Source organism: Sphingobium chungangianum, from assembly GCF_977014255.1.
Map to the genome: position 1 here is coordinate 87,068 of NZ_CDRNIV010000004.1, position 24,793 is coordinate 111,860.

The following is a 24,793-nucleotide window of genomic DNA, read 5'->3' on the forward strand; positions in this document are numbered from 1 at the left end:
CGTCCGCCGCCGTGCCGACGTTACATCAATGGGGTGGCTTACCGGGCACCGGCGACCATTCAGGCAGGATAATCTCGACTCTCGCCCTCCTCCGCCGCCTCAGCAATGCGAGTAGCGTGTCCGACGCTCGTTCGAGTTGTTTCCGAGTGGCAAACAACTCGATCGTATATACCCCTCTTGCGAACATCCTCAGGTGCTGCGGCGCAGCCTTTGCAAGGTCGGGGGGCCAGCGGCACACGAGAGCAAAAGGCCACCCTGGCGAGGGCCGGTCATAGTGTGCGACCGTGATGTGATCGGCCGCCAGCACTGAGGGCCGAGCATCGAGGAAGTCGGGCAACGACGGAGCCTCACGCTCTTCTTCAAGATGTCCGTCGAGTTCGTGCTGCTCCGCGACAGTCTCGATCAAGATCGGGTAATAGCTTCCGAATGGCGAGTGGTCGCTTTGAAATTCAGTAGGGATGTCGAGCATCACGATATCGGGCATCGTGGGGATCGGCCGCGGATAGAAAACGCGACGACGCGCAATAGAGGCAATCAGCGAGACCATATGGGATCCAGTTCATCTTCCCAGCGCGACAAAACGTTAATCTTCACCCATGTCGTGGAGGTTTGAACGGGCTGCACCCGTTTTGATCGCATCGGTCGTTCGCAGTAAAGTGAACGTCGATTCAATTCGTGCGAGCAGCCCGAAAACCTGCAGGCAGTCCGCCTCTGTGTGAACTTTGCTTCGTCGTGCATTCGATCCGCACATTTACGAACCTCAGTTCGTGATGCTCCTTGGAGCCAAGAGTCTGGACAATAACCTGTCGCTTTGCGGCGGAGGTTACAGTCCCCGGCAGATTTGCGAGAAAAACAAGTCTCACTGTCGACTGTGCCGTCTCACGCAAACGTCAAACGACAGCGAAATCCGAGCAAGCGACAAAGGCAGTGTAACGCCCGCGCCGCTTGCGCCGTGTTTCCATTGGCGTCGTGGCCATCGGTCGAGTGTCGGAGCGTTCGGAAGTCCCCGTTACGCCCCGGCTCCGACCATTGGCGAGACGTAAGGAATCCGATCCGGCGAAAGCGTCACCCAATGACCGACGAATATCAACTTGAACGCTTTGTTGTTGCGCAGGGCCCGATCTATGAACGGGCGATTTCGCAACTGCGCCAGCGCAACCTCGATCCTGCGTGGATGGCCTACATTTTTCCTCGCTTTGTGAATTGCTACCATGATCCCTCGACCGAGGTTTTCGCGATCGCCTCGCTCGACGAGGCTCGCGCGTATCTGGCGCATCATTTGCTTGGTTCGCGGATCCGCGAGAGTGTGATGGCGCTCAGCTGGCTTCATGACCTCGATCCCGAGGAGGTGCTTTCCGAACAGGATCGACAGTATTTGCATTCCTCACTCACCCTTTTCGGAGAGGCGACCGCGGAGCCGCTGATGCGGCAAATGCTTGCGATCTGGTTCGGCTGCCGCGCTGACGAAACGACAATGGTTCAGCTGGATCTACGGCCATGATCGCGGGACCCTGCGAATATGCCTTCGACCGCGAGCTCCGGCATAACCCGCCCACGGGCTTGCCGGTGCTCAACGTATCCCGGCAACTACCGGAATCCTGCCCGAGACAACATTCCTACCTAACCGTGGAGAGACTATGGTGATTACCCGAGGCTTCCAGGGCCGGACCAGAGCAGATGACACGACGCGATCGCGTGTGCCTCCCGGACAATATGTCACATCGGACTTTCCTGTTCTGACAGCAGGCCCGACCCAGCACACCTCCACGGACGATTGGACATTGTCGATGCAGCTCGCGGGCCGCCTCCTCGCCAAATGGTCGTGGCGAGAGTTCGAAGCGCTACCGCAGACCGAGATCACCAGCGACATCCACTGCGTTACGAAGTGGACGAAATTCGATACGCGGTGGCGCGGGGTCACCTTCGATGATCTGCTGCGTGCGGCAGGGTTGGACCAGCCACCTGCGGGCTTCGTCATGGTGCATTGTGATGGCGGCTATTCCACCAACCTGCCGGTGGCAGACCTCATGGCCGGCAAGGCGATGATTGCCACTCATTTCGACGATCTGCCGATTGCACCCACACATGGCGGGCCCGCGCGCCTTCTGGTGCCCCACCTCTACTTCTGGAAAAGTGCAAAATGGATCCGACGGATCGCCTTTCATGAGCAGGACAGTCCAGGCTTCTGGGAGTCGCTCGGCTACCACATCCGCGGGGATCCGTGGCGAGAGCAGCGCTATGATGGAGATCCTTGATGCCCGAACCAATCTCCGGACTTCCATGGCACACTGCGTCCGTCACTGAACTTCGGTCGGAAACAGAAACTGCCAAATCCATAGCATTCAGCGTGGCGGGCTGGACTGGCCATTTGGCGGGCCAGCACATTGATCTTCGGCTGACGGCAGAAGATGGATATGTCGCGCAACGAAGCTTTTCCCTGGCATCGCCTGCCGGAGACAGCACCACGATAGAAATCACGGTTCAGCGGGTCGTCGAGGGGGAGGTGTCGCCTTTCCTCCTCGATGAACTGAGAGTCGGCGATCAGCTCGAACTGCGCGGGCCAATCGGAGGCTATTTTACCTGGTCTCCTTCGACCTCGCGGCCTCTGATGTTGATCGGTGGCGGCTCGGGCGTAGTGCCATTGATGTCAATCTTGCGGACCCGCCGTGACGCACGCAACGAGGGGCAAGCCCGCCTGCTTTACTCGTTCAGGTCCGTTGACCAAATCCTGTACCCGGCCGAGCTCGAGCAGCTTTCGACATCGTTCGGGGCGCCGACGGTTGTTCACACACTCACCCGCGAAACACCTTCCGATTGGACCGGCGAAACGGGTCGCGTCGACAAGACGATGTTGGCCCGACACGCCTTCAAGCCCATCGACGACCCAGACATCTTCGTCTGCGGCCCGACACCGTTCGTGGAGTCAGTTGCCGATCATCTTGTGGCCCTTGGCCACGCCGAGTCCAGGATCCGCACCGAGCGCTTTGGACCCACAGGGGAAACGAAATGAGTGATGACGCAATGGTACTAGACGGCAATGCAGCAGCGGGGGCGCTGGGTTCCCTGTTTGCATTCGACGTCACGATGGCAATCGTTCATTGCGGCAATTGCGATGCAACGGGGCCGCTTGCCGAACTTCGGTATTTTGGCTCGCCCCAAGCGATGGTGCTGCGGTGCAGGAGCTGCGGCGAGGTCAACATTCGACTTCTCGAGACCGATTCTGGGATCAACCTTGATCTGCGCGGCGCTACGCGCCTCGGCGTTCGTCGCGCCAATTGATCGCCGGAGCCCGAGTGCCCGGCTTAGCCGTCTTTCGAGTGAGCCGTGGATCGGCCGGATCTGAAGAGGCGCCACGACAGTCTACCGCGGAAATTGGGCGGTAACGGAGGAAAGCAATGCCAGGCCGGGATTTTGTTTTCGATGGACATGGCGGTCGCCGAATAAGGGGGACGCTTGAGGCACCGGCCACGACACCACGTGGTTGGGCAATGTTCGCGCACTGTTTTACCTGCGGCAAGGATAACCTCGCAGCGGCGCGCATTGCGCGCGCTCTTGCGCGTGCTGGTGTCGGCGTGCTTCGCTTCGACTTCGCGGGAAACGGCCGAAGTGCATCGACCTCCGAAAGCCCGCGGTTCGCTACGAACGTCAACGACCTGGTGGCAGCCTCCCGCGCAATGGCGGCTGCGGGAATGCCTCCGGCGCTTCTCGTCGGCCACAGCCTCGGTGGCGCGGCGGCGCTCGCAGCGGCTAAGTTGCTCCCGGAGATCGCGGCGGTTGCGACCATTTCGGCTCCTGCCTCCGTTGCGCACGTACTAAAACAATTCTCGCCCGAGGATCTCGACCGAATCCGAGCCGATGGAGAGGCGGACGTGGAAATTGCGGGTCGAACATTTTCGATCGGGCACGACTTCCTCGTTGACGTCGAAGAGCGCGACATCGAGGTGGATGTCGCGGAACTTCGTCGACCGCTGCTCGTCCTACATGCTCCTCTCGATACTGTCGTCGGCATCGAGCACGCGTCGCGTCTTTTCCTTGCGGCACGCCACCCGAAAAGCTTCGTTTCGCTGGACCAGGCCGACCATCTTCTGACCAAGGCCGATGACGCGAATTACGCGGCAGGCATGATTGCAGCGTGGGCAAGCCGGTATCTACCGCCACTGGTCGCAGACCTTCCGCAGGTAGAAGTCGCGCAGGGAGTTTCAGCCTCCGAAACCGGTGCCGGCGCTTTGCAGTTGGAGATCAAGAGCGGCGATCATCGCCTGCTGGCAGACGAGCCCGTGTCCGTCGGGGGCATGGGCAGTGGAATGTCGCCATATGAGCTGGTCGCCGCCGGTCTCGCCGCGTGCACCGTGATGACGATGCGCCTCTATGCCAATCGCAAGGAATTTCCCCTGGAGCGCGCTCACGCCGTTGTCGAGCACAAGAAGATGCCCGGAATGGAACCGGCGGATCGATTTACGCGCACCATCACGCTCGAGGGGCCGCTCGACGAAGCACAACGCGAAAAGATCCTCGCGATCGGTGACCGGTGCCCGGTGGATCTGACCTTGATGCGCGGCTCGGATGTGCAAACCCGGCTGGCCGGAGAAGATGTCGGCGCGTCTCCCGTGTAGATGAATCACTTCTTGAGGAAGACAAGTGGGACTTGGGGGGCTTCCCGCAGGAAGATTGCTGCGGCCCCCGAGTCGCTTTGACGTCTCGTCACGTCCAGAAGGCGTGCCTCCGCCTCCTCGCGTGCCGTGGACTCCACGTGCCGTGCGCTAGCGTCCATAGTTGAGCAGCAAGGCAGCAAAGCGATGGAAACGAGCTTAATCGCGGGTCATTGTCACAAGCAGATGGACGCCCAGGCAGTTGCCGGCGCGTTTTGTCTAATTGCGAAATAAGGTCGTTCTCGGCGAAGTGTGAAATTGGACACGACTACAGACCAAGAAGCTCGGTTCGACTTTCGGACTCGGGGTCTATTCTTGTGGTAATCTGAAGTCCTTCGGCACGCTGCTGCTCGGCCCAAGGACGAGGCAGCCCGAATGTCAGGATCGAAATATTGCGATGCGCCACGCTCATCCGAGGGCGCCGACAAACCCCGAACTTCAGCTCCGGTCTCACTAGACGAACGCTGGAACGCGCTGATGACGGCGGCGCAAACGGGCGACGACCGCGCCTATGAGCGATTGATGGGTGAGGTGAGCCAGTGGCTGTCGCGATACTTTCACAGGCGGCTTCCACCGGCCGCGGCGGAGGACGCCACGCAGGAGGCGCTTCTTGCGATCCATGTACATAAGCAGAAATACCAGGCCAATGCGCCGATGACGCCCTGGTTGAAAACGATAGCTCGTTTCAAATGGATTGATCAGCTTCGCGGGCATTTGCGCAGCCCCGAAAGCCTCGGCGAGAGCGACGTATCGATCGCCGATCACGGCCCCGCCGCGCGAGCGGCAATCCTGCTCGAACTGCTCCTGGCCGAGGTAAAGCCCGCGCAGGCCCAGGTTATCAAGCTGGTCAAATTGCAGGGTGCGACAGTCGAAGAGGCGTCGCAATTATCTGGTCAATCGCCATCACTCGTTAAGGTGAATATTCACCGTGGGTTGAAGCGCATCGGGCAATCCCTCTCCGCCTGAGCGAGCGCGGTGCCGCTGCTATCGCCGGTGTAACCGTTCCCGGTCCGAGCCCGTGTTCAGAAATCAGTAGGTCGAGAAGTCCGCACACCAGCGCGGACGAGGGGACCTTTTTTGCTTGGACGCTTGGGAGACGGAGCAATGGCAATGCAACAGGGTGCAGTGGTTGGCGATCGGCGCAGGTTTCTGACTTCCGGAGCAGTGGTGCTTGGTATCGGTGCGACCGGACTTGTTAGCGGCGGTGCGCGCGCTGCCGTTGGGGAGGCCAACGATTTGGGTGTGCTGCAGACTGCGCTCGCGCTGGAACATGAAGGCATAGCCGCCTATCAAATCGCTGGTAAAAGCGGACTCCTCTCGCCCGGTACGCTCCAGGTGGCGTCGACATTCATGGCGCATCACCAAGAGCATCGCGACTCTCTCGCCAAGCTCGTCACGCAGTTAGGCGGTGATCCGGTCGAACCTAAGACGGACGCCCAGTACATCGCCGATCTGAACCTTGGAACGCTCAAGTCGGAAAGCGATGTTGTGGCTCTGGCCACCACTCTCGAGCGGGGGGCGGCCAGTGCGTATATCGGGCAGATCACTTCGCTGAAGGATCCCAAGATCGCCAAGCTTTTTGCCTCGCTCTCGGCCGACGAAGCGGTGCACTGGGCGACGCTCAACAACGCTGCCGGAACGCCGATTCCGACGGCAGCCTATCTGTTCGGGTGATCGGAGGCCAGCATGCGTCTATCACTCGCATCAGTGTCGCGGATCGGGGCAGTATTGTCAGTCGGCGTTCTCGTCGGGTTTGTGGCCACACGGCCGAGCGTCGCCGCCGATGATGTCACGACAGGCAAAACGCTGTACCAGACCAAGTGCGCAGGCTGTCACTCGGTCGACGCCGACCGCATCGGCCCTCGCCACCGCGATGTCGTCGGCCGAGCCGTCGCGAGCGTGCCGGGGTATAATTATTCGCCCGCCCTGAAAAAGCTGGGTGGCGTCTGGACGCCCGCCAGGCTCGACCAATGGCTGGCCGGGACACAGAAGATGGTGCCGGGAAGCCGGATGTACCTCGAAATGGACGATCCGACCCAACGTCGGCTCATCGTCGCCTACCTGCAATCCGTGTCGAAGCCGAAGTAACGGGCCGCCCCCGAGCGCCGGCTGTCTGTCCATCCCCTGCAGGTAGCCGGCCAAGGCCGATCCATCCGGCTGGTCGGAACCATTCTGAACCTAGAACAGAAGCGACACCCACGTGGAATTCCAGCAGGTCCGTTACTTTCTCAATCTCGCGGATACGCTCAACTTTACCGAAGCGGCGATGCGCAGCGGCGTATCGCAACCCACGCTGACCCGCGCCATCCAACGGCTCGAGCACGAGCTCGGCGGAACGCTTGTCTACCGCGACGGCAAGGACACCCGGCTGACGGCACTGGGCCGCGACATTCAGGCCGAATTCGCCGCTATCAACGAAAGCGAGCGGCGTGTCCTGGCGCTTTCGCAAAATCGCGTTCGGGGCCGCCGAGAAACGGTCACCGTGGGCGTCGTCCATACGATTGCTCCGGCCTTGATCACCGGCTTCGTCGCGCACGCTCTACGTCAGCTCCCGGACCTCGAACTGATCCTGCGCCCAATTGTGCGTGATCAGGTGTCCGAAATGCTGCTGACAGGGCAGATCGACGGTTGCTTCGCCTCGGATGCCATCACAGGACATGCAAAGCTCGCCACCGTCGAGATGTTCGCTGAACGCCTCCTGCTGGCGATGGCGAAAACCCATCCGTTATCCGAGAGCGCGGAGATATCCCTCGAAGAGCTGGCCGAACAATCCTATCTCGATCGCCTTCACTGCGAGTTTCGCGCGCGCGTGAACGACGCCCTTCGAGACAGCGCGATCGCCATGGTGCCCCGTCTGCGTTCCGAGCGCGAGGATCTCATCCAACAGGCGGTCGCCGGTGGTATCGGCGTGTGCATGCTGCCCGAGTTCTCCGCGATTGTCAGCGGCCTGGTGTTGCGGCCCGTGCGGGGGGTCGATCTCTCGCGGACGGTTTCATTCCAATCAGTCTCTGGGTCGGGAACTGCGATGGCACTGCGCCAGCTCCGATTGCTGGTCGAACGATTCAAATGGCATGAATGAGGAAAGACATAGATGGCGAGCGAAGCTTACGACATTGTCATTGTTGGCGCGGGAGCGGGTGGCTGCGTCGTCGCGAGTTACCTCGCAGAGCACACCAGCGCGTCAATTGCGCTGATCGAAGCAGGCGACGTGGATCGCGATCCGTTCATCCATATTCCAGCCGGCTTTGCCAATATGCTCGCCCACGACCGGAATGTCTGGACATATGAGACTGTCCCCCAGCACGGAACGAAGCGTGCCTATCGCTCGGGTAAGGTGCTCGGCGGCGGCTCCTCGGTCAATGCGATGGCCTATGTTCGTGGTCAAAAGCGCGACTATGCCGCGTGGCAGAATGCGGTCGGCGATACCGGAAAGTGGTCATATGAAGACCTGCTGCCCGTCTTCATCGAGCAGGAAGCCAACGACACCTTCCATGACCGATATCACGGTGTCGGCGGCGGCCTTTCGGTTGAGCAGCCGAAGGGCATCAACAAACTGAACCAATATTGCCTGAAAGCCTTCCAGGAATATGGGGTCCCCTTCAATCCCGACTACAACGGCAAGAGCCAAATCGGCGTCTCGCCGGTGCAGTCCACGGTCGGCAATCATCGACGGTGCAGCGCCGTTGATGCCTATTTGCGTCCGCACCTCGCTTCAGGTCGCGTGACCGTTCTCACCGGCAAGACTGTCGCGCGGGTCCTCATCGAGAACAATCGGGCCGTCGGGGTCGAGCTGAGCGACAACCGCCGCGAGACAATCAGCGCCGGCCAGGTCGTGCTCTGCGCGGGCGCCGTGCATAGCCCCACGATCCTCATGCACTCTGGAATCGGCCCCGCCGATCATCTGCGTGAGCATGGCATTGGTGTGATCGTCGATTCTCCGGAAGTCGGCGAGAACCTCCACGATCACCCGATGGTTCCGGTCCGCGCTTACGTGAAGGGCGACCTCGGCTATCAGATGGCCGCAACTGGTCTTGGGACCGTGAAGGCGGGCTTGCGCTACCTTATCACCAAGGATGGTCCGGCAGCCGGCAGCGGGATCGAGTCTGTCACGCACTGGAATCCGTCTGACTTCACCGCCGATCCGACGATCCAATGCTATCACGTTCCGATCATCGCCAACGAAGGTCTCGCCCCGACGGGCCATCGCTCAGGCATCACCCTCGAAACCGTCGTGCTTCAACCTAAGAGTCGCGGATGGGTTCGGCTCGCGGACAGCGATCCGACCTCGATGCCGCTGATCAATCCGAACTTCCTTGGCGACGAGGATGACCTGAAGGCGGCCGTGGACTCCGTCCGCGCGGTTCGCAAGGTCATGGCGCAACCGTCCCTGGCTTCGGTGATCGAAGAGGAGATGGAGCCCGGCCCGCACATCCAGTCGGATACGGAGATCGGCGAATGGGTGAAGCGTGTCGTGACGACGATGTGGCATCCGGTCGGCACGTGCAGAATGGGGCAGGACGAGCGGGCGGTCGTCGACGCGCGGCTCCGCGTCCGAGGGATCGACGGGTTGCGGGTGATCGACGCCTCGATCATGCCGAACATCACCAGCGGCAACACAAATGCTCCGACACAGGCGCTCGCGCGGCATGCATCGGCGATGTTGGTCGAGGACCTGAAGCTGGCCTGAGACACTGGGGCACCGCCAGAGCCAGCGCGGCATCTCATGCCCCGCGCATCCAAACCGCATCGCGCCATGAATTCGAGGGGTTTCACAATGGGTTTCTTGACGAGGACGTTCGGCGCACTTGACCGATCCTACCTGATACGCGCCTACCTGATCGGCTTGGCCATCTTCGCCTTTTATGGATACTTCATCTCGCATGGCGCCAAGAGCGCTCCGATATCCGTATGGGTGTTCTTCACGATCTCGACCTTGCTGTTTCCCTTTGCGAAGTTCGTTTGGGACGAGATTATGTCGCTGGTGCTGGGGCGAAACATGGTCTTCATGAACGCCCTGGTGCTGCTCGTGTTGAAGCTGTTCGTGAATGTGTTCTTGTGGGCCGCCGCGATCCTTATCGCTCCGCTCGGGATACTGTATCTTTGGATCAGGACACGAAATCCGGCCGGCTAACAGTGTCGGCGGAACGAACCGCCCCGTCCTCGGTGCGATAAGGGGCCGGATGGCGCGACTGATAGCGAACATGCGCGAGGCGCATTCCGCCATTCAATACCCGGCCCCTTTCCTCAGGGTTTCAAACTCCATGGAGTGATTGCTCGTTCAATCAGGCTAGAAAGCGCTGCGGGATTTCATCATCGAGCAAGATCTCGCGGATTGCGACGCGTTCGGCGCCAAGGCCGTCATTCTTATGCTCCCAAACGCAGCGTGCGACTGCATCAAAACTATAGCCTGGGCGTATTGGACTTGGGCTGACTGAGCCTCCATCTTCCAATCAAGGAATTCGAAGGAGGATACCATGGCCAAATACGAGAAAACCCAGGAAGCGATCTCCAAGCTGTCGCCGGAACAGTTCCGCGTCACGCAGGAAAGCGGGACCGAGCGCCCCGGCACTGGTGAATATCTCAGCAACAAGGAAGCGGGGATCTATGTGGACATCGTGTCGGGTGAGCCGCTGTTCGCGTCTTCCGACAAGTTCGAGTCCGGATGCGGCTGGCCGAGTTTCACGAAACCGATCGAGCCCACGAACGTGGCCGAACTGAACGACACGACCCACGGGATGGTTCGCACCGAGGTGCGCTCTAAGCACGGCGACAGTCACCTGGGGCATGTGTTCCCGGACGGTCCCCGTGACCGCGGCGGCCTGCGCTACTGCATCAACTCAGCATCGCTTCGTTTCGTCCCCAAGGCTGAAATGGCCGCTCAGGGCTACGGCGACTATCTCGATCAAGTGGAGGATATCTAATGAGCACCGAACGCGCAGTTCTCGCAGGCGGCTGTTTCTGGGGCATGCAGGACCTGATCCGCAAGATGAAGGGCGTGGTCTCGACCCGCGTCGGCTATACCGGCGGCGACGTGCCAAACGCGACCTATCGCAATCACGGCACGCACGCGGAAGCGATCGAGATTGAATTCGATCCGGACCAGATGTCCTATCGCAAGCTGCTCGAATTCTTCTTCCAGATCCACGATCCGACGACGCGCGATCGCCAGGGGAATGACCGCGGTTCGAGCTACCGCTCGGCGATCTATTTCACGAGCGATCAGCAGAAGGCCGTGGCCGAGGATACGATCGCCGACGTCAACGCCTCGGGTCTATGGCCTGGCAAGGTGGTAACCGAAGTAGAACCTGCCGGGCCCTTCTGGGAAGCCGAACCCGAGCATCAGGACTATCTTGAGCGTATCCCGAACGGATATACCTGTCACTTCGTGCGACCCAACTGGGTATTGCCGCGCCGGTCAGAAGCGGCGGCCTAGCGTATGTTCTCCAACCTGCGGTCCGCACCGGACCGCAGGCAGTCCCGGAGGTCAAAATGCAGACGAATATTGTGGGTCTGCCGGCGCCGCCGCTGCGCGACGTACGGTGGATCGATAGCGCCGGCGAGGAACGCACCCCTTTGTCGCTGGACGATCTCGGCAGCGGTTATCGGATCCTGTATTTCTTCCAGGATTGGTGTCCGGGTTGCCATGCTCATGGCTTTCCAGCTCTTACAAGGCTGGTTGCCGAACTGGCGGAGTGCAATGTCGGCTTCGCAGCGATCCAGACGGTGTTCGAGGGCTTTGACGTCAACACATTCGAACGCATCCGCGATAATCAGGTGCGTTATGGTCTGGGCATTCCCTTCGGACATGCCGGCCCTCAAGATGACAAGGGCGTGCCGGCCGTGATGGAAGATTACGCCACCGGCGGCACACCATGGTTTGTGGTCATCGCGCCGGACGGCAAGGTCGTGTTCAATGGGTTTCAGCTTAACCCTGACGCCCTCATTCAGGCCCTGAGGCCCCTGGCCGCCTGAAACACACCGGCAACGCGCGCATCATGCTGCCAATCGGCTCGTGATGCGCGCAATGCCAATCCGCCCAACCCTACACTGCGTCCGGCGCTGTACCCATCACCGTGATCAGTGTTTGGGTCGCATCAAGACTCCTGGATTCCCCGCTCGAGACAATAGCTTCGATTGAAGAGTGCGGCTCAATCGACCGCGAGTACGCCTCCACGAAGCATTTGTGGTTTGGGTTAGTCGGACCTGTGTGACGGCGAGCGGTGGAGCCGACATTTCCCACCGTTGGCGGATATCAACACACCGTGTTCACGGTTCGGCGGACACCGGCAGCCTATTCGGCGGCGACCCATTTTCTTGCCGGGAACCCTCAGGTTTCGCTTGACGCTGACCGCCCCAGAGCAAGGCGGTCCCGGCAAGGGCCGATAGCACCGACGCCGCGAACACGGCGATTTTTGCGGCCGCAAAGTCGCTGGCATCCGGGAATGCCTGCCCGGCGATGAAGAGCGACATTGTGAAGCCAATGCCGGCGATGGCTCCTGCCCCTGCCAATTGCCGCCAGGTGTATTCCGGCGGCTTGACGGCTATTCCGCTGCGTACAACCGCTACGGACACGAGATAGATACCGAGCGGCTTTCCTACGGTAAGACCGGCGATGATCGCGGCCATGAGCCAACCATGCTCGGCGAAGACGTCCAGATTGATCGCGACACCTGCATTCGCCAATGCAAAGATCGGGAGGACGAAGTAGCTCGATCGTGCACCGGCGTTCCGCAGCAGCCGGTCGGCGGGCGATTCAATTCTGTCGTGTATCGCGTCGAGGGCATGCAGCGCCGGGGTGGAGGGACCATGTCTGAGAACTTCGCCCTCGTGTCGGGCTTCGGCGGCGATGATTGTGTTGGCCTGCATCATCAGAGCATTCAGGTCAGCAGGCGGGCGCGTCGGAATGAACATAGCGAGTACGACGGCGGCCAGCGTCGCATGAAGTCCGCTCGCGTGGACAAATACCCATAAGGTGAGGCCCAACACGATGTATGGCGAGAGAAGGTAGACCTTGGAGCGGCTGAGTAGTGCCAGCCCGACAACGACGGCGGCTGACGCAGCCAGGTAGCCTAGATGGATTTCATTGGAATAGAACAAGGCGACGACAATGATCGCACCGATGTCGTCGACGATAGCGGCTGCGGTAAGGAAGATTCGCAGCTCGACGGGAACCCGTCTGCCCATGAGGACGATCAACGCGATCGCGAAAGCAGTGTCCGTCGCCATCGGGACGCCCCATCCGTGTGACCACGGGCCGCTGGGGATAACCAGTACATACAGGAGCGCCGGCCCGACCATGCCGCCGATCGCAGCCGCAATCGGAAGTGCGGCAGCCCGTCGACTTGCAAGATGGCCAACTGTCAACTCGCGCTTCACTTCCAACCCCACGACGAGGAAGAAAGTCGTGAGAAGGGCATCGTTTACCCAATGAAGGAGTGACATTCGAAAGTGGGCGTCGCCGAAGGTCACACCGAGCTCTCGCTGCCAAAATGCTTCAAATGCCGTGCCGATCGGAGAGTTCGTCACGATGATCGCCAACAGGGTCGAGAGGACCAAGAGGATGCCGGCCGACGGCCCCCAACGCGCGAAGTCAAGCGCAGCGGTACGCACTCGATGGCCAAGCGTGCCGAGCATTGCGTCGACGAAGGAACTCTCATCCCAAGGCCCGTCGTAGCGCCGGCGGTTGATGTAGAAAGCCGGTGTGAAGTTCACTCCGCTGGCGCGTGAGCTAGCGATATCCGCTTCCACCTTCGCCTTCGCGCGCCTCAAAGCGTCGCTGTCGCCAAGCGCGAAGTCAGCCTCTATGCCGAGGTCGCTGGCCACGGCGATCAGGTCATCCTCCGTGAGCTCCATCGACCGCGTCATAAGCTTGATGTGTGCGTCCCAGAACGCCTCGTCCGTTTCTGCAAGCTCGACAAGTTCGGCGGCGCGATACGCAAGGCTGTTGTCAGAAAGCGGCCTATGTCGGAAAGCATAACAAACACGTTCGCCAAGTTGGTCGCGGGCTTGCGCGATGCGTTCATTGGCGGCCCTGCAGTGAGGGCACGCGTAACTGCCATACTCGACCAGCCTGATCGGCGCATTGGTCGGACCAAGTACGTGGTCGATTTTGTGGTCGACCGGACGATCGAGACGGCCGAGTGGGGTCATTTCCTCCATTGCAGAACTGGTCTCCGGACTTTTGCTGCCAGGTCAAAGTCTTTGTGGCGTGATTGCGTCTGCACCCCGCCCATATACCTACCGGCTCAAGATATCGGACGGTTACGCCTGTTCCCGCCAATTCACGCGCGATTGCGAGCATCATACCCTTCGACCGCGGAGCCGATCGAGAGATGTGATGTAACCATTGCTCGATCTGAGGCGAGCTTCACACGATACCGAGTGAGCCCGCGCTGAGGTGAGTTCGGTTGCGCGCGCGGAGCCGTGCGCCACTTCTAGAGACCGCAAGAGGAACGGGATGGCAGGTGAGATCATCAACAATGTTTCGATGCGCAGGTATGAGCTGCCGATCGAGGACGATGCCGTCGCGGTTACCTACTACAAGCTTGAGGATGGCCGCGTCGTGCTGCTGCACACCGAAGTTCCGAGCGAATATGGCGGCCGGGGAATTGGAACGAAGCTGGCACATGCCGTCTTCGAGTTGCTCCGGTCCGAGGGCAAGCGGGTGATCGCCAAGTGCCCGTTCATGGCACGGTACGCCGCGGGTATTCCCGAATATGCCGCCATGCTCGATGGTTGAACGAGCGCGACGGGGGATCCCAGGATGAGCATCGTGGCCACAGTCCACGGCGGTCCCGAAAAGCCCCACTGGTTCGAGTGGGATGGCGTGGAAATGATCGTCCCAGATCAGGGCTTCGCCTGGATCGACGTGGTCGACGCCGAGGGCGATGACATCGGCACATTGCAGCGGGCCTTTGGTCTTCACGAACTCGCCGTCGAAGATTCAATGAGCCCCACGCAACTGGCCAAGGTCGATTTCTATTCAGATCATGTCTTCGTCGTAGCGAAGGCGGCGGAACTCGGTCCCAGCGCGATCGAGTATACCGACATCAGCATTTTCCTGTCGGACAAGCGGATCATCACGGTCTGCAGGATGGAAACCGCTTTCGGGCACAGGTTGCGGAGCAGGGTCGAGAAGATTGCCGCGAAGAATGTGGCCGGTCCGGAATATGTGGTTCACGAGGTCCTCGACCTCATAGCAGATGACTATTTTCCGGTGGTGCAGATGATCGCCGACGAAGTTCTGCAGATGGAAAGGCGGCTTCTGGACGACACCCTGGACCGCGACGAAATCGCAAGAATCTTCCAGCTTCGGCGAGAGACCATTCATTTCAAGCGCGTCCTCACCAGGATGAGCGAAGTCTGCAACAAGCTCGCCAGCCTCGATGTCCCTTGCGTCTCGAACGACTCGCGGCCCTATTTTCGGGACGTGCTCGACCATCTCGCGCGGATCGATGCGATGAGTGATGGTCTGATCGACGTCATCCGCACCGCGCTGGAGGCGAGCAGCCTCCTCGAGCAGCAGCGGCAGTCCGTGATCACGCGCCAACTCGCGGCCTGGGCCGGGATTCTCGCTGTACCGACCGCGATTACCGGCTTTTTCGGTATGAACTTCATCGACATGCCGGTGAAGCTCGCCAGTCCAGGATCGGTCGCGGTTCTGGTCACGATGGTCGTGATTTGCTGCGTCCTCTATTGGCGCTTCCGGCGGCTTGGCTGGCTCCAGTCGGGAAATCCCAAGCCCGAGCCGCGACCTGCGGCGGCCAGGTACCCAGAGATGGACGATCCGGGTTGATGTAACCTCCCGCGGCCGGAGACCGAGTGATCTGGGCCGCTTGCTCTTATGTATCCGGCGGCATCGCGAGAGTTTCAGACATCGACCAAACAGGAGATTCGAGATGGCTGGTTTTGAAGCCGTAAAGGAAAAAATGGAAGTTATCGGCGCCGATGGTGTGCATGTCGGGACAGTTGACCGTGTCGTTGGCGATCGCATCAAGCTGGTGAAAACGGACAGCGGCCAAGGTCAGCATAAAGGGCATCATCACTTCATTTCGCGCGGCCTGGTGGCCGAAGTCGAAGGCGACAAGGTCCGGCTGAGCGCCAACGGCGATGTCGCGGTCACGTTCGAGGAAGAAGAATAGGCGGCAAGAGCGCGGGGCGGATTGAACGCCGTTTCGTGAGACAGGGAACAAATGAATGACGACAACGAGCCCAGAGCAAACACCATCGGATGTTGATACGGACGCGATCGCTCGCCTTGCGGATCGGTTGAATGCCACGCTTGCGGACAGCTTCGCGCTGTACATCAAGACAAAGAATTTCCATTGGCATGTGTCCGGCCCGTATTTCCGTGACTATCATCTTCTGTTCGATAAGCAGGCCTCACAGATTCTGCTGAGCACGGACGCGATAGCGGAGCGCGTGCGCAAGATCGGTCACGCCACTATCCGTTCGATCAGCGACATCGCACAGCAGCAAACCTTGTCGGACAATAATGCCGCTTCGGTTGACGCCCGCGACATGCTTTCGGAGCTAAGGGCTGACAACCTCAATCTGGTCAAGTCCCTGCGGGCGGCAAAGGCCGCGGCCGATGCGGTCGGCGACAACGGGTCATCGGGCTTGATCGACACATGGACCGACGAAGCCGAACAACGCGCCTGGTTCCTGTTCGAAACCGGACGCGCTGCATAATTGAAAACCCTTTTCGCAGGTAGCCGTCGGCTGCCCGCTGATTGTAACCGCCGACCCTGTTCGACCGAGCATGCATCTTGAATGCTCGGTCGAACAGGAGGTTGGTATGCGGAAATCGTGGATCCCAATAATTATGGCCCCCGCCCTTGCGATGGCGATGTCGGGTTGTGGCCAGTCGCAGGCCGATGGGCAGGCGCAGGCCACCTCGGGAGAAGCGCCCAACCAGGTGGGTGCTGTCCAACCCGCACGCTACCTGCCGGAATATGCGGAAGACGGCTCACTCAAGCTGCCGAAGAACTGGCGTACCTGGGTGTTCATCGGGGCGCCCCTCACGCCGAACGCGCTGAACAACGGCCAGGCGAGCTTCCCGGAGTTCCACAACGTCTACATCGAACCCGGATCTTACGCGATTTACAAGAAGACAGGTGAGTTCCCCGAGGGGACCATTTTCTTCAAGGAGCTTCAACTCGCGTTGCCGGGTGAGTATCCCGATGGCTCAAGAACCGAGCCTTCGGGGCGCGGATATTTCCCTGCGGCATACAATGGTGCCGACGTCACCGTTAAGGACACCAAGCGATACGCCGAAACCGGCGGGTGGGGATATTATAATTTCAACCACCACGAGCCCAAGGCCGCGACCGCGATGCCACGGTCGAAGGATGAATGCGCATCTTGTCACATCGCCAGCGCCAAGAAGGATGATGTCTGGACGCAGTTCTATCCGCTGCTCGACGACCTCTCGCTCAATTGACCAGGTTCCTCTTGGCGGCCCGATCCATTGAGGAGAGCTGGCATGACATCGAGACAATTAATGATCGCCACCTCCGCGCTCCTGTTCTGTTCGGGTGCGGTGCTCACCGCCGGTTGCTCCAGGCAACCGGCGAAAGCTGCTGATAGACCAGCTGCGGACGGGGGGGCGGCAGCCAGGACGGTAGCGGGGGCAGCAGCTGCGGACACGGCCGTTGTCGATGCCGACGGAAACCTACGTGTCCCCACCGACTATCAGATGACATATCAATCGCTCGGCCCCTGGGCGATCGCGGCGGACGATACCAAGGGCTCGAAGGAAGCGCACAACGTCTATGCATCCCCCGGCGCGATCGAGGCCTATCGGAAGACCAAGACATTCCCCGACGGCACCGTCCTCGTGAAGGAGGTCTACGGCACCCACACCAGCGACATGACCACAGGGACGGTCAGCCATCCCGATAAGCTCAAGGGCTGGTTCGTGATGGTCAAGGACAGCAGGAATTCCCACCCCGGGAATCCATTATGGGGTGATGGCTGGGGGTGGTCGTGGTTCGATGCCGGAGATCCCACACATACGACGTCGACCGATTACAAAAGTGATTGTCAGGGCTGCCATGTCCCTGCTCAGGCAACCGACTGGATCTATGTGGATGGATATCCAGTGCTTCGCAGGTGATCTCGGCCGAGGAACACCGGCGGGCCGCCGGCGCGTTTCGATCGGCCATAAACGCACCTGAGATTCAGGCGCCCTACTTACTGCTTATCGTGACCCAGACCGCGATGATGCGCGTCTGGGAGCGCAGTCGCCAACTCGCGACAAAAGGGAACATACATGACGAACGACAGCGGCGGCAGCGACCAGTGGACCGCCACGAGGCTCTATTCAAGGGCAGTGATCCGTCTTTCTCCGCTCGACAGTGTAGAGGACGTGACCGATTTCCTCGACAGCGTCGTCACAAGCGACATCCGCCACCTCCCCGCCTGGACCGGTCTGTTGAGCAGCAAGGGAAAGGCCCTCTTCGACTTCATCGTCTGGCCCGCGGGCGAGTGCCTCCTCCTGGACTGCGAGGCAGACGCAGCAGACGACCTGGTCGAAACTTCTGGCTTATCGCCGCCACCGTCGCCGGATCGGCATCGCGCTGGACGACCACGTAGCGGTGCATTGGCGTTCACATGAAGGCGACGGAGCGACCAGCGATCCACGCCTCCACGCGCTCGGCCAGCGATGGATTGCCCCGGCGGATCCGTCAATCCACTCCGCCGACGATCACTGGCTCGCCCACCGGCTCTCACATGGCGTCGCCGAGGGGAGAAGCGAACTTGGAAGTGACATGACCCCCTGGCTTGAGTGCAATGCCGCCGAGCTGAACGGGATCGACTTCGAGAAGGACACGTACATCGGATACGACGCCGTCGCGCATGCGCATTCACACGGCGGCGCCAGGAATCGGCTACTGATCGTGCCTCTCGAAAGGGCCGACCCAGAGACTCTGCGCCTCAGTTACCCTCAACTGGGCCTTGGCGTAGCTCTCGTGCGAAGCGGCCAAATCGCCTCGCAACTGAAACCGAAATGGCTCAAGAACTGAGCGATACCCGCCACGGCGCGACATCGACCAACAACAAGCTCGCCGCGGTGGGGAAGGCATCAGAGGTCAAGTCCGAGCTGCCGTTCCGGCAGCGCCGGCAGAACATCTCGATCGGGTTTCGCCGGCGTCCTGGCATCACTGCCGCGCTGCTGTTCGGACCCGGGCGGCAGGATCGGCCTGCCGTCGCCCGGTGGCAGCGGCGGCAGGTCGTGCTCGTCGACAGGCGGAAGTCCGGCCGCGGCGTTCGCCAGACCGGGATCGGCAGTCGCGCGGCCGCCGCCTGATCGATTTCCGTCGATCTCGAGCACTCCGCGGGTTTCGAGCGAGGAGGTCTTGTCTCCCGGACTGTGGTCGAGTTGCCGCGACAGCCTGTCCTTGTCGTCGACGACCAGCGTGAGCGCGTCCCGGACGCGAGTGACGAGCACGTTGAACAGCCGTTGGTTCGACAGGTTGCGCTCGCTGCTGCTCATCACTCCGATCGCCTTGTCGGTGGTGATGCCCTGGGCCATGTGCATATTGAGCGCATAGGCAAGGTCGACGCGCGAGAGCATTGGATCAGTCAGGTCGAGAGTCAGGCGTTCCTTGGCGGCAGTCTCGACGATCACACCCTTCTCGTCCGCACTGATCACGCGAGCGATCGCCGAATTGTGGAGCCCCCGCTCCTTGTCGTTCGCGGTCCAGCGGATCTGGTCGCCTTCGCGCAGTTGAAGATCCTTTTTCTCCGTGAGCTGGATCCGGCTCCGGCGGTCGGCCAGCGACAGCTTTTGCGGTTCGATCCAGATCCGCTTGTTGCCGGATCGAAGCTCGACCTTGCCCCGCGCGGTGATCGAGACGACATCGTATCGGCCGGCCAGGAGACCGACCTCAGTGGCTCCGCCCTTCCCCACCTCGAGCGTCATCCCGGGGCGATATGTCGAAGCGTGGCGCAGCTCCTCACGGGTCGTGTTCACCCGCTCGAAGACGGTGACTTGGACTCCTTCGCCTTTGAGCGTGCCCTCGGCCGCAAGGCCTGCCTGGATGCGCTGGTTGATGGTGGCGCGCGCATCGCGACCAGAGGCAAATACTGCGGTCACCTCCCGCTCGGCGGCATCGAGCCCGAGCCAGAGGTCCGCGGCGTGCTCGGCCGGCTGCGCCGCCGTCTCGACCTTGTCGCCCATGACACGTATCGCTTCACTGGCCTTGCCGCGATTTGCGAGCGCGGCGACCGTGCGCAGCTGGTCGGTTCGCTGGCGAAGATTCTCGTCCATGCGCGCCATGGTTCCCCCGCTCGCCTGGATCATCGCGAAGGATTTGCCGGCTTCGATCGACGACAACTGCTGGCGGTCCCCGACGAGGACGAGCTTCTCGACCCCGAGCGCGTCGGCGATGTCGTGCAGCTTCAGCATGTCGCCGCTCGAGACCATCGAGGTCTCATCGACGAGCAGCATCGAGCCGGCATGTGCCGCGCGTGCCGCTTCATAGCCGGGGCCGCTCCGCTGCTCGACGTAGCGCTCGTTTGCCATTGCGAAGGACGCAAGCGTCTGCGCCTTGATCCCGGCTCCCTCTGCGAGATCGGCGACCATCTTGTTCTGGAAAGCGAGCCCCGTGATGGCTTTGCCTTCCTGCTCGGCGACGCGCGCGACAGCGGCGAGCATGGTCGACTTGCCGGCGCCGGCGACACCCTGGACCACCACGGTGCGGTCGGTTGAAGAAAGGATGAGGGTTGCGGCGCCGAGTTGACCGGCATTGAGCGGGCGTTCGGCCGCAGCCTGGAGCCGTTCGGGCGCTTGATCGGCGATGATCGGGCGGACGAGGCCTTTGCCCTCGTCGACGCGTGCGAGGATGGCTTCCTCGACACGCAGAGCCTCCCTGGTGGTGACGAACTCCGATGCCCGGCCGGCGCCGACGAGCAGGACGCCGCGGTCCTTGAGCTGCCCGATACGGGCGTCGACATGCTCGAGCGTCACGCCCTTGAGACCGAGATCGAGAGCGGTCTTGGCGAGCTTGTTTGCCGGATAAGCCGCTTCGCGTTCGGAGAGGATGCGGACCGCCGAGGCTACCGCCAGCTGTGCCCGGGCGGCTTCAGGCGATTGCGTGAGACGCGCGAGCCCTCTGTCGACAAGCGGATCGGCGGGCCTGAGAAACCGGTCGAGACGTTCGCGCGCCGACGAAATCGCGTCGCCGACGGCCCGGTATCCCCGGTCCAGCATGCTGGTGGACGCCATGAGTTCCGCCCGGGCCGCAGCCGCCCGGACAACATCCTTGCCGTCGAACCCAAGGGCAGCTGCCCGGTCGATCCACTCCTTGCGCAGGCCATCGCGATCGTCGACGTCGAGCTTGGGATCACGCGTTCGCTTGGTGATTTCCCGCAGCGCCTCGGGCGAGCTTGCGCCGATCTTCGTGGCCTGCTCCAGAATCTGCTCGCGCCGCTGGCTGAACGCCTCGATCACGGGCTTGGGGACGCCCGCGATCTCGAACGCTCCGTGCTTGCCCTTGAGCTCCACAGAATAGCCGAGCTTCTCCAGTTCGGAGCGCAGATAGGCGTGATAGATCGACCCGATCACGCTGTTGTTGCTCCACAGCTTGTCCGCATGCAGCGCCTGCCATTTCCCGTCAGGGAGCCTGGTCAGATTGGCGACGACCGCGTGGATGTGCGCCTGCGGATCGAGCGCCCTGCTCGTATCGTGCTGGAAGAGGGCATAGACGAGATTACCGGTTCGCACCGGCGTGCCGTCAGCGCCCTTGCGACCCTCGGCCAGGTTCTTCTCGACCCAGTTCATCGCCTTCTGGACCGCGGCCTGGTTGGCAGTGAGGATGCGCTTGTCGCCGGCGACATAGGCGAGCACCGAGGCCGACTTCGGCATGGAGAAGGTGAGGTCATATCCGGCGCGCCGGTTTTCGACCTGCGCGACGCCTTCGCCGCTCGGAAGGATGCCGTTGAGGATCGCTTCGAAGCTGTCCTTGCCGACGGCTCCGGAGAGCCCGAGGTCCTCCGATCCGCTGCCGGCCCAGACGCTCATCTCGGAGGACTGCTCGGCGGTATAATAATTGTCGGACGCGAAATAGTTCGCGGCTCCGGATGCGGAACGGACCGACGCGATCGAGAGCATCGGCTAGATCCCGAAATCGCCGTCGTGGTCGAGGCCCTGGCTGAAATCCTGCCGAAGCTCGACGATCGTCTGATCCTCGACTTGCGGCGGTAATTGCGCCGTCTTACTTGCTTTCCGCTGGTCGGCCTCCTGCGCCTTTACCGCTTCGGCAGCGCCGGTCCGCGCGCTCGGCTTCTGATCGCTGTCGCGCGCCAGATCGCCCGTTTGAGCATCCCCTTCATCGCGCCTGGAATCGACGTGCCTCGCCTCATGCTCGTGCTCGGATTCCGGCTCGGCCGAGAGGATATTGGCGGCGAGGTCCCGGGCCAGATTTGCGGGATCGACCACCTCGCCCACCACCTGCAGCGACCCATCCCGGCCACCCCCCTCCCCCGCCTCACCCTCATCCGCGAAAAGCTCCTCGGCACGCTTCGATCGAACCGGCTGGACACTGGGCCTCAGGATGAATCCCTCGGCGATTTTGGGATAGTCGCGCCACTCGAGCAGAATGCGCGCCGCGGGAAAGCCGTCGGGGAACTTCACGAAGCCGTGAAGCGACGGCAGGTTCGTGATGTCGTCGGCGATGACAAGCGGTTCGACCTGCTTGCGCGGCGTCAGCGTCGAGGCGTCGCGGGTGTTGTTGTAACCATAGCTGTAGGCCTCATCCATCTGCCGGACTTCGCGGTTTCCGATGTAGCGGGCGCATTGCTCGGCGGTATCGAGATCGGCGGTCGCGAGTATCAGCTTGGAGCGTGCGAGCGAGGCAAGATTTCGGGCGCCTTGCTCGCCATAGACCTCGACCAGCTTCTCGAAGCTGTGGATGCCGAGGATCATCGCGCCTCCGAACGCGCGGGCAGTCTGGAGGCCGTTTTCGATAGCGGGCAGCCGGTGAAGCGCCCCGAGCTCATCGAACATGAACCATAGACGCAGATCGCGCGTGCGCGGCATCGTCATCAGCCGGTTGATGCAAAGGTCCATCCACAGCGTTAGCAGCGCCCTGTTCATCGGAAGATCGACATAGTTGCTGGTGATGAAAAGGACGGCACCGGGCTTCTTGGTGCCCGTGATCCAGTCGCGGATCGAGAAGGGTGCGCCCTCGTCGGGGAGGAAGCGAAGCACCTGGGCGTTGGTGTTGAAAACGGCGCGAATCGATTCCGCCATTCGCGCCGCTTCGGGCGCCGTCAGCGGGTCGGCGATAGTATTGGCAAGCGTGCGGTGAACGCGCTTCAGGTCAGCCGTCATCAGATTTTCCGAGAGTGCCAGGTTGGTCGTCTGGCCGCGTTCCTGGAGGCGAATGCACATCTCTATGAAGAGGGTCCGCGCGGCGAGCGCCCAGAAGGGTTCCGACGATCCGCCGTCCGACGGGATCAGTGCCGCGGCGGCAGCGGTGAATTCGCTGTGCGTCGTGCAGTCGTTGAAGATGGACCATGCCGGGCAGCGCTGATCCATCGGGTTCAGGATCGTATCGCGTTCGGGGTCGTAGAAGGCTTCGACATAGGCGCCGGTTAGGTCGAAGATTACGGCATTGTCCTGGCGCTCGCGCATCTGCGAGACGAGGCTCCTTAGCTCGGTCGTCTTGCCTGAACCGGTCGTGCCGATGAGCATGGTGTGCGACTGTTCGGTTCGATGCGGATAGGGCACGCCGGCGAGCGTGTAGGGATGGTGGATGCCGGCGGCCTTGCGATCGCGGAACGGCAGTTTGAGAACCGCGGCCGGCGAGAGGGAAGGGAAACGCTCTACGGCTTCCTCGGCAAATTTCGCGTAATTGTGCTGGGCAATTTCGAAGACGAGAACGTCGCGTTCGACGAGCATCGCACCGCGCTCGTGGCGCTCCTGCAGGATCCCCTTCCCGCGCCGGCTCGACGTGTCGATGAACCAGATCGACGTTGGAACCGCGATAAAGATCGACACGAGGAAAGCGCCGAGCAGTCCCTGAACGGCGATCCCCCATGCGATCACCACCTCCGGGATGCGCGGCACTACCGACATGTAGGTGCGCAGGATGTTCCCATCGGGCAAAGTGACGTTGATGCGCTTGTTCGGATCGAGGTCGATCCAGTCCCAAAGCGTCGCGAGAAGGCGCATGCAGATGAGCTGGAATCCATGCTCGTCGAGCTTGATCGACATGATGACGAACCATGCTGCCCAGAAGGCGAAAAACCAGAGAATGAAAGGCAACTTCGCGCCTGAGAACCACATGAGCAGTTCGTGGGTAAGAAGCTGCGAACCACGGGTGAAATTGCCCGAGTTGCGCTGAACGCGGCCGCGGGCCGAATGATGGGTGAGCGGGATCGCGCGGCCGTTCGTGCGGATGTCCTTACGCGCCATGATATTGCTCCAGGCGCTGGTCGACCTTCGACAGGATCCGATCGCGAAACTCGGGGTATTGCTCGGTGATGATGACGTCCATCGCGAGCTGGAGATACTCGCTGAGGCGCGCTATCCGGCGCTGGCTGCTGGTCATGAGAGCGGCGCTGCCAAGGTGGGCGGCGACGGCTTCGCGAACGATGTCCGAAGGTGTGCAGTTGCGCGCGGCCGCGAGTGCGGCGACCCGGTCGAATTGACCGAGGTCGAACCTGACCGTGACGGGTTTCTTGGGCTTTGACAAACCAGCCTCCTAGCAGAGAGGCTGGTGAGGATTGAAACGCGTCTCCGTCTATAGTGCGAAGGGCCTTGCGGCGCAAGAATTTGTAAGAGCGGGCAAGGTCAGGTGTACGATGTAAGACACGTAAATCATTGTATTTTCATCCCTTGCCGTTCCGCCCAATGAATGTCGGACAATGTACACTCGGTGTCATGCCCGCTAACTTGTTGAAAAGCCGTCCAAACTCAATGCAGCTCGCTGCGTTCGGTGTGCATTCCCCAGGCATATTGAAGCCCCTTGGTCCCGGATGTCCTGGGGATCGACCGATTGTGAGGGAAATCGCCTTTCGGCGTGGCACCGGGCCGCTCGACGAGCGGAATTCGGCGCTATCCGCCGATCCGGTGATGATGACCGACCGCAGGCGTGCGGCAGGTAGAAGCGCGCCATGCGCGCGGTCGTCGACAC

Annotated in this window: 27 protein-coding genes; 22 read left to right on the top strand and 5 right to left on the bottom strand. The window is 61.3% G+C overall.

Annotated elements, in window-relative coordinates; all coding sequences use genetic code 11:
* Positions 1-25: 25 nt before the first annotated feature.
* Positions 26-547: a hypothetical protein gene (locus ACWNC0_RS05465; RefSeq protein ID WP_449470152.1), complete on the bottom strand. Its 522-nt coding sequence runs from the start codon at positions 545-547 to the stop codon at positions 26-28.
* A gap of 525 nt (positions 548-1,072) precedes the next feature.
* Here ACWNC0_RS05465 and ACWNC0_RS05470 point away from each other — a divergent pair.
* From ACWNC0_RS05470 to ACWNC0_RS05535, 14 genes are all read left to right on the top strand, one after another.
* Positions 1,073-1,501: a DUF1810 family protein gene (locus tag ACWNC0_RS05470; RefSeq protein WP_449470154.1), complete on the top strand. Its 429-nt coding sequence runs from the start codon at positions 1,073-1,075 to the stop codon at positions 1,499-1,501.
* Between the two features lie 136 nt (positions 1,502-1,637).
* Complete coding sequence (locus ACWNC0_RS05475; RefSeq protein WP_449470156.1) at positions 1,638-2,255, top strand: sulfite oxidase-like oxidoreductase; 618 nt, start codon at positions 1,638-1,640, stop codon at positions 2,253-2,255.
* The gene (locus ACWNC0_RS05480; RefSeq protein ID WP_449470157.1) at positions 2,255-3,010 is read left to right on the top strand and encodes a ferredoxin reductase; all 756 of its coding nucleotides are present in this window, start codon (positions 2,255-2,257) and stop codon (positions 3,008-3,010) included. The genes ACWNC0_RS05475 and ACWNC0_RS05480 overlap by 1 nt, the downstream gene beginning before the upstream one ends.
* Positions 3,007-3,279, top strand: a complete 273-nt coding sequence (locus ACWNC0_RS05485; protein WP_449470158.1) for a DUF6510 family protein — start codon at positions 3,007-3,009, stop codon at positions 3,277-3,279. The genes ACWNC0_RS05480 and ACWNC0_RS05485 overlap by 4 nt, the downstream gene beginning before the upstream one ends.
* Positions 3,280-3,488: 209 nt before the next feature.
* Positions 3,489-4,613, top strand: coding sequence for a bifunctional alpha/beta hydrolase/OsmC family protein (locus tag ACWNC0_RS05490; RefSeq protein ID WP_449470159.1), 1,125 nt, complete (start codon positions 3,489-3,491; stop codon positions 4,611-4,613).
* 513 nt (positions 4,614-5,126) lie between these two features.
* Positions 5,127-5,615 (top strand): sigma-70 family RNA polymerase sigma factor, encoded by a 489-nt coding sequence (locus ACWNC0_RS05495; protein ID WP_449470160.1) that lies wholly within the window; start codon positions 5,127-5,129, stop codon positions 5,613-5,615.
* 138 nt (positions 5,616-5,753) lie between these two features.
* Positions 5,754-6,323: a ferritin-like domain-containing protein gene (locus ACWNC0_RS05500; RefSeq protein ID WP_449470162.1), complete on the top strand. Its 570-nt coding sequence runs from the start codon at positions 5,754-5,756 to the stop codon at positions 6,321-6,323.
* Between the two features lie 12 nt (positions 6,324-6,335).
* Complete coding sequence (locus ACWNC0_RS05505; protein WP_449470164.1) at positions 6,336-6,737, top strand: c-type cytochrome; 402 nt, start codon at positions 6,336-6,338, stop codon at positions 6,735-6,737.
* 112 nt (positions 6,738-6,849) lie between these two features.
* Positions 6,850-7,728, top strand: coding sequence for a LysR family transcriptional regulator (locus tag ACWNC0_RS05510; protein WP_449470165.1), 879 nt, complete (start codon positions 6,850-6,852; stop codon positions 7,726-7,728).
* 12 nt (positions 7,729-7,740) lie between these two features.
* The gene (locus tag ACWNC0_RS05515) at positions 7,741-9,336 is read left to right on the top strand and encodes a GMC family oxidoreductase (RefSeq protein ID WP_449470167.1); all 1,596 of its coding nucleotides are present in this window, start codon (positions 7,741-7,743) and stop codon (positions 9,334-9,336) included.
* Between the two features lie 87 nt (positions 9,337-9,423).
* A complete protein-coding gene (locus ACWNC0_RS05520) occupies positions 9,424-9,780 on the top strand; it encodes a hypothetical protein (RefSeq protein WP_449470169.1) in 357 nt (118 codons plus the stop codon).
* A 343-nt stretch (positions 9,781-10,123) separates the two neighbouring features.
* Positions 10,124-10,570, top strand: coding sequence for a peptide-methionine (R)-S-oxide reductase MsrB (gene msrB, locus ACWNC0_RS05525; protein WP_449470170.1), 447 nt, complete (start codon positions 10,124-10,126; stop codon positions 10,568-10,570).
* On the top strand, positions 10,570-11,082 hold the full coding sequence (gene msrA, locus ACWNC0_RS05530; protein ID WP_449470171.1) for a peptide-methionine (S)-S-oxide reductase MsrA: 513 nt from the start codon (positions 10,570-10,572) through the stop codon (positions 11,080-11,082). Before msrB ends, msrA begins: the two co-directional genes overlap by 1 nt.
* A gap of 56 nt (positions 11,083-11,138) precedes the next feature.
* A complete protein-coding gene (locus tag ACWNC0_RS05535; protein WP_449470172.1) occupies positions 11,139-11,621 on the top strand; it encodes a peroxiredoxin family protein in 483 nt (160 codons plus the stop codon).
* 294 nt (positions 11,622-11,915) lie between these two features.
* Here ACWNC0_RS05535 and nhaA read toward each other — a convergent pair whose 3' ends face one another.
* Positions 11,916-13,799: a Na+/H+ antiporter NhaA gene (gene nhaA, locus ACWNC0_RS05540; RefSeq protein ID WP_449470174.1), complete on the bottom strand. Its 1,884-nt coding sequence runs from the start codon at positions 13,797-13,799 to the stop codon at positions 11,916-11,918.
* Positions 13,800-14,106: 307 nt separating this feature from the next.
* Between nhaA and ACWNC0_RS05545 the strand changes: the two genes are divergently transcribed.
* The 8 genes from ACWNC0_RS05545 to ACWNC0_RS05580 all read left to right on the top strand — a co-directional run bounded on the left by ACWNC0_RS05545 (position 14,107) and on the right by ACWNC0_RS05580 (position 18,676).
* The gene (locus ACWNC0_RS05545; protein ID WP_449470176.1) at positions 14,107-14,388 is read left to right on the top strand and encodes a GNAT family N-acetyltransferase; all 282 of its coding nucleotides are present in this window, start codon (positions 14,107-14,109) and stop codon (positions 14,386-14,388) included.
* Positions 14,389-14,412: 24 nt separating this feature from the next.
* A complete protein-coding gene (locus ACWNC0_RS05550) occupies positions 14,413-15,444 on the top strand; it encodes a magnesium and cobalt transport protein CorA (RefSeq protein ID WP_449470177.1) in 1,032 nt (343 codons plus the stop codon).
* A gap of 103 nt (positions 15,445-15,547) precedes the next feature.
* A complete protein-coding gene (locus ACWNC0_RS05555; RefSeq protein WP_449470179.1) occupies positions 15,548-15,790 on the top strand; it encodes a DUF2171 domain-containing protein in 243 nt (80 codons plus the stop codon).
* 55 nt (positions 15,791-15,845) lie between these two features.
* On the top strand, positions 15,846-16,340 hold the full coding sequence (locus tag ACWNC0_RS05560; RefSeq protein ID WP_449470180.1) for a Dps family protein: 495 nt from the start codon (positions 15,846-15,848) through the stop codon (positions 16,338-16,340).
* 133 nt (positions 16,341-16,473) lie between these two features.
* The gene (locus ACWNC0_RS05565; RefSeq protein WP_449470182.1) at positions 16,474-17,091 is read left to right on the top strand and encodes a cytochrome P460 family protein; all 618 of its coding nucleotides are present in this window, start codon (positions 16,474-16,476) and stop codon (positions 17,089-17,091) included.
* 42 nt (positions 17,092-17,133) lie between these two features.
* On the top strand, positions 17,134-17,766 hold the full coding sequence (locus ACWNC0_RS05570) for a cytochrome P460 family protein (protein ID WP_449470184.1): 633 nt from the start codon (positions 17,134-17,136) through the stop codon (positions 17,764-17,766).
* Between the two features lie 156 nt (positions 17,767-17,922).
* Entirely contained in the window at positions 17,923-18,267 is a 345-nt protein-coding gene (locus ACWNC0_RS05575; RefSeq protein WP_449470186.1) for a hypothetical protein, read from the top strand.
* A 154-nt stretch (positions 18,268-18,421) separates the two neighbouring features.
* Positions 18,422-18,676: a hypothetical protein gene (locus ACWNC0_RS05580; RefSeq protein ID WP_449470187.1), complete on the top strand. Its 255-nt coding sequence runs from the start codon at positions 18,422-18,424 to the stop codon at positions 18,674-18,676.
* 59 nt (positions 18,677-18,735) lie between these two features.
* On the opposite strand, the gene mobF is transcribed toward ACWNC0_RS05580, so the two are convergent.
* Genes mobF through ACWNC0_RS05595 form a run of 3 tightly spaced genes read right to left on the bottom strand, consistent with a single transcriptional unit; the run spans position 18,736 to position 24,352 of the window.
* Positions 18,736-21,765 (bottom strand): MobF family relaxase, encoded by a 3,030-nt coding sequence (gene mobF, locus ACWNC0_RS05585; protein ID WP_449470189.1) that lies wholly within the window; start codon positions 21,763-21,765, stop codon positions 18,736-18,738.
* Between the two features lie 3 nt (positions 21,766-21,768).
* Positions 21,769-24,072, bottom strand: coding sequence for a type IV secretion system DNA-binding domain-containing protein (locus ACWNC0_RS05590; RefSeq protein WP_449470191.1), 2,304 nt, complete (start codon positions 24,070-24,072; stop codon positions 21,769-21,771).
* Positions 24,062-24,352, bottom strand: a complete 291-nt coding sequence (locus ACWNC0_RS05595; RefSeq protein WP_449470193.1) for a hypothetical protein — start codon at positions 24,350-24,352, stop codon at positions 24,062-24,064. The genes ACWNC0_RS05590 and ACWNC0_RS05595 overlap by 11 nt, the downstream gene beginning before the upstream one ends.
* Between the last annotated feature and the right edge of the window lie 441 nt (positions 24,353-24,793).